Origin of the sequence: Streptomyces sp. NPDC056296, from assembly GCF_042268605.1 — a bacterium.
In the GTDB taxonomy this organism is placed as follows: Bacteria; Actinomycetota; Actinomycetes; order Streptomycetales; family Streptomycetaceae; genus Streptomyces.
The window spans coordinates 21433-29423 of the sequence record NZ_JBHJRX010000017.1; the positions used below are offsets into that span (position 1 = coordinate 21433).

General features: G+C 71.4%; 7 protein-coding genes. 3 read left to right on the forward strand and 4 right to left on the reverse strand.

Translation table 11 applies throughout. The features are described from left to right. Window positions 1-77: 77 nt before the first annotated feature. Together ACFCZF_RS14840 and ACFCZF_RS14845 are read right to left on the reverse strand one after the other, a co-directional pair. On the reverse strand, window positions 78-980 hold the full coding sequence (locus tag ACFCZF_RS14840; RefSeq protein WP_376671975.1) for a chitosanase: 903 nt from the start codon (window positions 978-980) through the stop codon (window positions 78-80). A 13-nt stretch (window positions 981-993) separates the two neighbouring features. Continuing rightward, the gene (locus ACFCZF_RS14845) at window positions 994-1929 is read right to left on the reverse strand and encodes a rhomboid family intramembrane serine protease (protein WP_376671976.1); all 936 of its coding nucleotides are present in this window, start codon (window positions 1927-1929) and stop codon (window positions 994-996) included. Between the two features lie 153 nt (window positions 1930-2082). Between ACFCZF_RS14845 and ACFCZF_RS14850 the strand changes: the two genes are divergently transcribed. Next, window positions 2083-2808: a VWA domain-containing protein gene (locus tag ACFCZF_RS14850; RefSeq protein ID WP_375906036.1), complete on the forward strand. Its 726-nt coding sequence runs from the start codon at window positions 2083-2085 to the stop codon at window positions 2806-2808. 52 nt (window positions 2809-2860) lie between these two features. On the opposite strand, the gene ACFCZF_RS14855 is transcribed toward ACFCZF_RS14850, so the two are convergent. Together ACFCZF_RS14855 and ACFCZF_RS14860 are read right to left on the reverse strand one after the other, a co-directional pair. Continuing rightward, entirely contained in the window at window positions 2861-3496 is a 636-nt protein-coding gene (locus ACFCZF_RS14855) for an SIMPL domain-containing protein (RefSeq protein WP_376671977.1), read from the reverse strand. Between the two features lie 64 nt (window positions 3497-3560). Beyond that, window positions 3561-4460, reverse strand: a complete 900-nt coding sequence (locus tag ACFCZF_RS14860; RefSeq protein WP_376671978.1) for a hypothetical protein — start codon at window positions 4458-4460, stop codon at window positions 3561-3563. Between the two features lie 252 nt (window positions 4461-4712). Here ACFCZF_RS14860 and ACFCZF_RS14865 point away from each other — a divergent pair, with 252 nt between their 5' ends. Together ACFCZF_RS14865 and pepN are read left to right on the forward strand one after the other, a co-directional pair. Further along, window positions 4713-5099 (forward strand): chorismate mutase, encoded by a 387-nt coding sequence (locus tag ACFCZF_RS14865; RefSeq protein WP_376671979.1) that lies wholly within the window; start codon window positions 4713-4715, stop codon window positions 5097-5099. A gap of 309 nt (window positions 5100-5408) precedes the next feature. After that, the gene (gene pepN, locus ACFCZF_RS14870) at window positions 5409-7907 is read left to right on the forward strand and encodes an aminopeptidase N (protein WP_376671980.1); all 2499 of its coding nucleotides are present in this window, start codon (window positions 5409-5411) and stop codon (window positions 7905-7907) included. Window positions 7908-7991: the final 84 nt, after the last annotated feature.

Below are 7991 nucleotides of genomic sequence, written 5' to 3' on the forward strand. Positions count from 1 at the left end.
CACAAAGGCGTGCGGAACACTGATGGCGCCTGCCCCGTCCCCGACCGGACCAAGGGCAGGCGCCGTCGCATGTGCGCCTACGGCAGCCGGTAGGTGTCCCCGTACATCTCCCACACCAGCGGCGTGTCCAGCTTGAGGTTCCCGGCCTCCAGGAAGCGGCGCTGCGCCGTGTCGACACGGGAGGTGTCGATGCCCGGGCGCTTCGTCTTCATGGCGTCCCGGCGGACGTCGAGGAAGGTCTTCAGGTAGGTCTTCTCGGGGCCGCCCTGCCCCGGCGTCTTCGCCTCGCGCATGGCCTGCTCGCGCAGCCCGTAGAAGCCCTCGGCGTCCGTGTCGGGGCCGTGGAAGACCATCGCGTCGAAGTAGACGAACTGGCCCAGCGTGCCGAGGCCGTCCAGCTTGGCGAGGCGCACCGCCGGTTCGAAGTAGACGCGGTCGCGCTCCTCCTCCTGCGCCTCGCGGAACGCCGGGAGCTCCGCCTCCGCCTGCCAGGCGGCCGTGAAGCCGGGGTCCAGGCCCTCGTGGGAGTCGCTGCCGTCGACCTCGCGCAGGGCGGGCAGGTACTCCGCCAGGCCGTTGCCCGGGTAAGCCTCGGTGTAGCGCTCGACCAGGGTGAGCAGGTCGTGCGTGCCGGTGCAGAAGCCGATGATGCCGGCCGTGTAGCCGCACCCGTCGCCGAGGTCCTCGACGGTGCCGTAGGAGGTGCGCCACTTCGTGGTCGAGTTCTCGGCGCTGGACACCAGTTGCTGGGCCAGTTCCTTCTTCGCGGGGGCGGCGAGCCCCGGCGGCAGGTCGGCGATCAGCGCGTCGTCCGCCGCCCGCTCCTCCTCCGCCCGGCTCTTGGCGTCCTCGCGGGACGACTGGGTGGTGGCCGTGGGTGGCGTCACCGGGGCGTCGGCCGAGTCCGTCGGCATGACGAAGTACACCCCCGTGGCGATCACGGGAACGGCCGCGAGGAGCAGCACACCGGCACGTTTCATCGGGGAATACCTCTCATAGGGGAAGACCTCCGCCTGTCAGCTCCGACACCTTGACCGCCGCCGTCACCGCCAGCAGCACCACCAGCCCCGCACAGGCACCCGCCTGCACCGCCACCCACCGTCCGTCCCGGGGAGCGTACGCGTACGCGACGGCGAGCGCGCCGCCCGCCAGCAGGCCGCCGAGATGGCCCTGCCAGGAGGTGAGCCCGGCGGACACCACCAGCCACAGCAGCAGCAACGCCATGAAACGGTTGACCGAGGCCATGTCCGCGCCCAGCCGGCGGTGCAGGACGTAGTACGCGGCCGCCACGCCGAAGACCGCGCCCGACGCGCCGACCGAGGACTGCCAGGGGTCGGCGAGCACCAGCTGCAGGACGGAACCACCGAGCGCCGACAGCAGATACAGGACGGCGAACCGGATCCGGCCGAGCATCAGCTCCACCACCCGCCCGAGCTGCCACAACGCGATCATGTTCATCGTGATGTGCAGGATCCCGAACGTCCCGTCGAACGGCGAGACGTGGAGGAAGGCACCGGTGAGCATCCGCTCCCACTCGCCTCCGGCGACACCCTCCATCCGAAGCGGCCCGAGGACGAGATGGGGGCCATCGTCGGCGTAGTAGCCGCCGTCCGGGCCGACCAGCCGCGCGCCGACCATGGCGAACCGGTCGACGATCTCCGGCCGCATCACCTCCGCCAGATACGCGAGGACGGTGAGTCCGAACAGGACGTACGTCACCACGGGCGTCGTCGACACCCGGCCGCCGGCGATCGTCCGGGCCTGCCGGACCGACCGTGCCCCCTCCTTCACACACTCGGGGCAGTGGTGGCCCACGGACGCCTCGCGCATGCAGTCGGGGCAGATGTGGCGCTCGCAGCGGGTGCAGCGGACGTGGCACTCCACCGCGGGATGGCGGTAGCAGGTGGTGACGGTGGACTCGGAATCCACGGCCGGCTCCTCGGGACGGGCGGACGGTGAGCCGGTGGGGACGGCGGCGAACAAAATAGCGAATGCCTGTGGATGGGCTGAGAGGCGGGGTGTGCCGTGCCGTAACCTCGGCAGCCAGATGCCGTAAGTCCCAGGGGTGACGGGGGAGTCCGCATGGCCGCGATCAGTCTCACCAAGGTGCGGGAGACCGCTCCGGCGCTCGTCGACCTGTACAAGAGCGCCGGGGTGTCGCTGACCAAGCACGGGCTGGAGGGAACGCGGGCGGCGGTCTACCTCGTCGTCGACTACTCCGGCTCCATGAAGCCCTACTACAAGGACGGCAGCGTGCAGGCGCTCGCCGACCGGGTGCTCGGGCTGTCCGCGCACCTCGACGACGACGGCACCGTGCCGGTGGTGTTCTTCTCCACGGACGTCGACGCCGTCACCGAGATCGCGCTCGCCGACCACCAGGGCCGGATCGAACGGATCGTGGCCGGCCTCGGGCACATGGGCAAGACCGGCTACCACCTGGCCATGGACGCCGTCATCGACCACTACCTCGACAGCGGCGCCCGCCACCCCGCCCTGGTCGTCTTCCAGACCGACGGCGGCCCGATCAACCGGCTCGCCGCGGAGCGGTACCTGTGCAAGGCGGCGCCGCTGCCGCTGTTCTGGCAGTTCGTCGGCTTCGGCGACCCGGGCAGCCGCCAGTTCGAGTATCTGCGCAAGCTCGACGAACTGGCGGTGCCGGAGAAACGGGTCGTCGACAACGCCGGGTTCTTCCACGCGGGCCGCGACCCGCGGAAGGTGACCGACGCCGAGCTGTACGACCGTCTGGTGGGCGAGTTCCCCAAGTGGCTGGTGGCCGCTCGCGCGCAGGGCATCGTACGGCCCGCCTGAGACAGGCCGGCAGGAACAGGAACAGGAACAGGATCAGGATCAGGAGCCGGTGTCAGCGCGTCAGGGCGTACCCCAGCACCACGCCCGCCGACACCTCCACCATCCCCGGCGCCAGGTCCCCGGCCGAGCTGCCGCCCCCGCCGCCGTGACCGCGGTACTGGACGAAGGACTCGGCGTCCACGTCCTGGATGTGCACCACGGGACCCAGCCGTACGCCCGCCGCCTCCGTGTACACCTCGGCCTTGCGCCGCGCGGCGGCCACGGCCCTGCGGCGGGCCTCGTCACGCATCGCCGGCTTGTCGTGCACGTCGAACTCGACGCTGTCGATCCGGTGCGCGCCCGCGTCGACCGCGTCCACGATCAGCTGCTGGAGGTCGTCCAGCGCCCCGGTCTCCACGGAGTACGAGGCCTGGCAGCGGTAGCCGGCGAACGTCCGCTCACCGCCGTAGCCGTCGTACTCCGAGCTGAGCGTGAGCCGCGAGCCCGAGACCGACGTGTCCGGTATCCCGTGCCGGCGCAGTACGTCGCGCAGCCGTGTCACGGCCGTACCCGCCTCCTGGAAGGCCCGGTCCGGCGAGGGCTCCAGCACGTCCACCGCCAGCTTCACCCGTACCAGCTGCGGCTCGACCCGCACACTGCCCGCACCGAACACACTGAGCCCCCAGGGCTCCCTGATCGTCTCCGTCATGCGCGCATTGAAGCACCGTTCACCCGGCCCGTGTGCTGGCTTGTGTGCCGGTCCATGTGCCGGTCTACGTGTCGCACTCCAGCACCGTCCGGCACAGCCCGCACCGCGCCCGTACCCGCCCCCGCACCGGCACCCTGATCCGCTGGTGACAGGTCGGGCAGGGGAACGACACCCGCAGGGGCTCGCGCCCGCCCGGGGTGAAGGAGTACGGGCCCTCCGCCGGAAGGACGGGGACGGCGTGCGGGTCCTGCGCGTGGCGGCGGTCCCGGGCGTAGCGGCGGCGGCCCGCCCAGCCGGCCGCGGTGAGCGGCGGCTGCTGCTCGTCCCGGCGGGCCCTGGCCATGCCCTTGACGTACGCCGTGTAGGCCTGCGGACTGGTGAACCACAGCGACGGGTCCTCACCGAAGACCAGCGCCCGCTTGGCCAGGACGTAGCCGAACTCCTCCGGCGTCAGATACCCGAGCTTCTGCGACGACGCCGAGTCCTCCCGGTAGGCGTCCAGCAGCAGCCAGCCGGCGCCCAGGTACGTAGTCGCGGTGTCGGTGAGGATCTCGTTGTCCCGGGTGCCGGGGAAGGACAGGTCGAGGCGGTGCAGATACACGTGCATCACCTCGTGCGCGAGGGCCGCGCCGATGTCCCGGCGATGGGTGCGGAAGCGGTCGTTCAGCTCGATGAAGTACTCGGGACCCGCCGCGAGCTCGACACTCGCCGCGTGCGTCATCTCCCGGAAGGAGACGATCATCCGGGCGTCGGGGAGACGGTAGTGACGCACCAGCTCGTAGGCCACCCGCTGGGTGCCCAGGTACAGGTCGTCGGTGTCGCAGAACGCCACGTCGGCCGGGGCCACGCTGGCCGAGAACGTCTGCACGGTGTCGTAGGACAGCCGTTTGTAGAGCGCGGTGACGGCGGCCCGCACCGTCTCCAGGTGCGGGTAACCGTGCTCGACCGGTCCGCCGTTCGCCACGCCTGAACCCCCAAGACGCCTGAACCCTTCTCCCACTGTACGAGGAGGACCGCCGTACGAGGAGGACCGCCGTACGAGCAGCGCCGCACCGTCACCCGTGGCGCCCGGCACAAACCGTTCGCCCCGCGCCCCGGCGCGCGGACCGAACCCTCACTGGGGGAGCCGGCTGATGCGGGCCGGTGGCACCGGCGGAGTTCTCGGGGCCTGAGACGGACTGCGATGGCCCGGGATCCGCCCGTAGGGTTGGCCACCATGACCACCAGCCACACCGGTACCGGTGCCGTCGACCCCGCCGTCCGCGAGGAGCTGGCCCGGCTGCGGGACAGCATCGACAACATCGACGCGTCCGTCGTCCACATGCTCGCCGAGCGCTTCAAGTGCACCCAGCAGGTCGGCCACCTCAAAGCCCGGCACCAGCTGCCGCCCGCCGACCCGGCGCGTGAGGCGAAGCAGATCGCCCGGCTGCGGGCCCTCGCCGAGAGCGCCAAGCTGGACCCGGCGTTCGCCGAGAAGTTCCTGAACTTCATCATCGCCGAGGTGATCCACCACCACGAGCGCATCGCGGAGAGCAACGGCAACGGCAGCGGCAACGAAAACGGCGACGAAAGCGTCAACGGCACGGCTACGGCCTCCGGCTGAGTCCCGCGAGTCACCGCGCCCCTCGCCCACGGGGGCGCACGCCGGGGGGCGCGGGGGCCGAGGGCCTGTCTGACAATTCCCGCCTGCCTCGCGACGCCATGCACGCACTCTCGCCGCACCGGGCGCAAAGCCAAGTACATCCAGTACGAGGCTCTGCGCCCGGCACGCCGAGAGCACGCACCTGACGCCGCGAGGCCGCCCTCCGGGCGACGACGCGAATTGTCAGACAGGCCCTAGTACGGAACGGACATAACCCGCGTACCGATCCGCCTCTGTGCGCTGCCGACGGCATCAGGCAGCATGTCGTGCATGTCCGTACTGACGCGCGACGAAGCGCAGACCCGTGCCCGGCTCCTCGACGTCCACCACTACGCGATCGACCTCGATCTGACCCGTGGGGACGAGACCTTCGACTCCCGTACCGTCATCCGGTTCACCGTCCGCGGCGACACGGACGCCACGGACACCTTCGTCGAGGTCAAGCCCGCCGAGCTGCGCACCGCCACCCTGGACGGACACCCCCTCGACCCGGCGACCCTGGACGAGAACCGGCTGGCGCTGAAGAACCTCACACCCGGTGAGCACGAGCTGCGCGTCGAGGCGGCCATGCGCTACTCCAGCACCGGTGAGGGCATGCACCGCTTCACCGACCCCGCCGACGGCGAGACCTACGTCTACACACAGCTGTTCCTGGACGACGTCCAGCGCGTCTTCGCCGCCTTCGACCAGCCCGACCTCAAAGCCGTCTTCGACCTGACCGTCACGGCGCCCCAGGGCTGGACCGTCCTGTCCAACGGCGTCACCGAGCACACCGGCGAAGGCCACTGGAAGGCCGCCACCACACCACCCATCTCCACCTACCTCGTCGCCGTCGCCGCCGGACCCTGGCACTCCGTGCGCACCGAGCACCGCGGTCTGCCCTTCGGCATCCACTGCCGCCGCTCGCTCGCCCCCCACCTGGACGCCGACGCCGACGAACTGTTCGAGGTCACCCGCGGTTGCTTCGACCGCTACCACGAGAAGTTCACCGAGCCCTACCCCTTCGACTCCTACGACCAGGCGTTCGTCCCCGAGTTCAACGCCGGCGCCATGGAGAACCCGGGGCTGGTCACCTTCCGCGACGAGTTCGTCTTCCGGTCCGCCGTCACCGACACCCAGCGGCAGACCCGCGCCATGGTCATCGCCCACGAGATGGCCCACATGTGGTTCGGCGACCTCGTCACCCTGAGGTGGTGGGACGACATCTGGCTGAACGAGTCCTTCGCCGAGTACATGGGCTACCAGACCACCGCCGAGGCCACCCGCTTCACCGAGACCTGGACCGACTTCGGCGTCACCCGCAAGCCCTGGGGATACGACGCCGACCAGCGCCCCACCACCCACCCCGTCGCCCCCGAGAACGTCGAGGACACCGCCTCCGCCCTCCTCAACTTCGACGGCATCTCCTACGCCAAGGGCGCCTCCGCCCTGCGGCAGCTCGTCGCCTGGCTCGGCGAGAAGGACTTCCTCGCCGGCATCAACATCCACTTCGACCGGCACAAGTTCGCCAACGCCACCCTCGCCGACTTCATCGACTCCCTCGCCGCCGCCACCGACCGCGACGTCCACGCCTGGGCCGACGCCTGGCTGCGCACCACCGGCGTCGACACCCTCGCCCCGCGCGTCACCGGAGACAACGGCGGCCGCGCGCTCACCGCCGACCGCACCGGCACCCGGCCCCACCGCATCGCCGTCGGCCTCTACGACCAGGACCTCACCGACGAGGGCCGGCTCACCCTGCGCGAACGCCTCGACCTCGACGTGCCCCAGGCCGAACCCCGGCCCATCGGCAAGCGCCCCGCCCTGGTCGTCCTCAACGACGGCGACCTGAGCTACGCCAAGATCCGCTTCGACGACGAGTCGTTCGAGACCCTGCGCACCGGCCTGTCCGGACTGCCCGACCCGCTCACCCGTGCCGTCGTCTGGAACGCCCTGCGGGACGCCGTCCGCGACGGCGAACTCCCCGCCGGCGCCTACCTGGACATCGCCCGCACCCACCTCCCGTACGAGACCGACCTCGCACTCGTCGACGGCGTCCTCGCCTTCGCCGCCGCCCAGGTCGCCGACCGCTACGTCACCCCCGAGCGGCGGCCCGCCGCCCTGGCCACCCTCACCGACCTGTGCCGCGACCTCATCCGCCGCACCGAGGACGGCGACCACCCCGGGCTGCGCCTCATCGCCGTACGCCACCGCATCGCCACCGCCGCCCACCCCGACACCGTCGCCGCCTGGCTCGCCGACGGCACCGTCCCCGGCGGCCCCGAACTCGACCCCGAGCTGCGCTGGCGCATCCTCACCCGCCTCGCCGTCCTCGGCGCCACCGACGAGGCCGCCATCGCCGCCGAACTCGAACGCGATCCGAGCGCCACCGGACAGGAGGGCGCCGCCCGCTGCCGCGCCGCGCTGCCCGATGCCGAGGCCAAGAGCCGTGCCTGGGAAGCCATGTTCGCCACCGACGACCTCTCCAACTACCTGTTCACCGCCACCGCCCAGGGCTTCTGGCAGCCCGAACAGGCCGAACTGGTGCGGGACTACGTACCGCGCTACTACGCCGAGGCGGTCGCCGTCGCGGCCCGCCGAGGCCCCGCCATCGCCGACGCCGCCGGCCGCTGGGCCTTTCCCGTCCACGCCGTCGACGCCGACAACCTGCGCCTCGGCCAGGAGTGCCTGAGCGACGCCGAACCGATCCCCGCCCTGCGCCGCAAGCTCGCCGACCAGCTCGACGACCTGGCCCGCGCCCTGCGGGTACGGGAGGCGGACACGCACTGACCCGGACGCGGCCGGTCCCCGACCTCCTCGGCCGCTCCCCGCGCACCAGCCGCCGCCCCGACATCCTCAAGATCGCCGTCACCC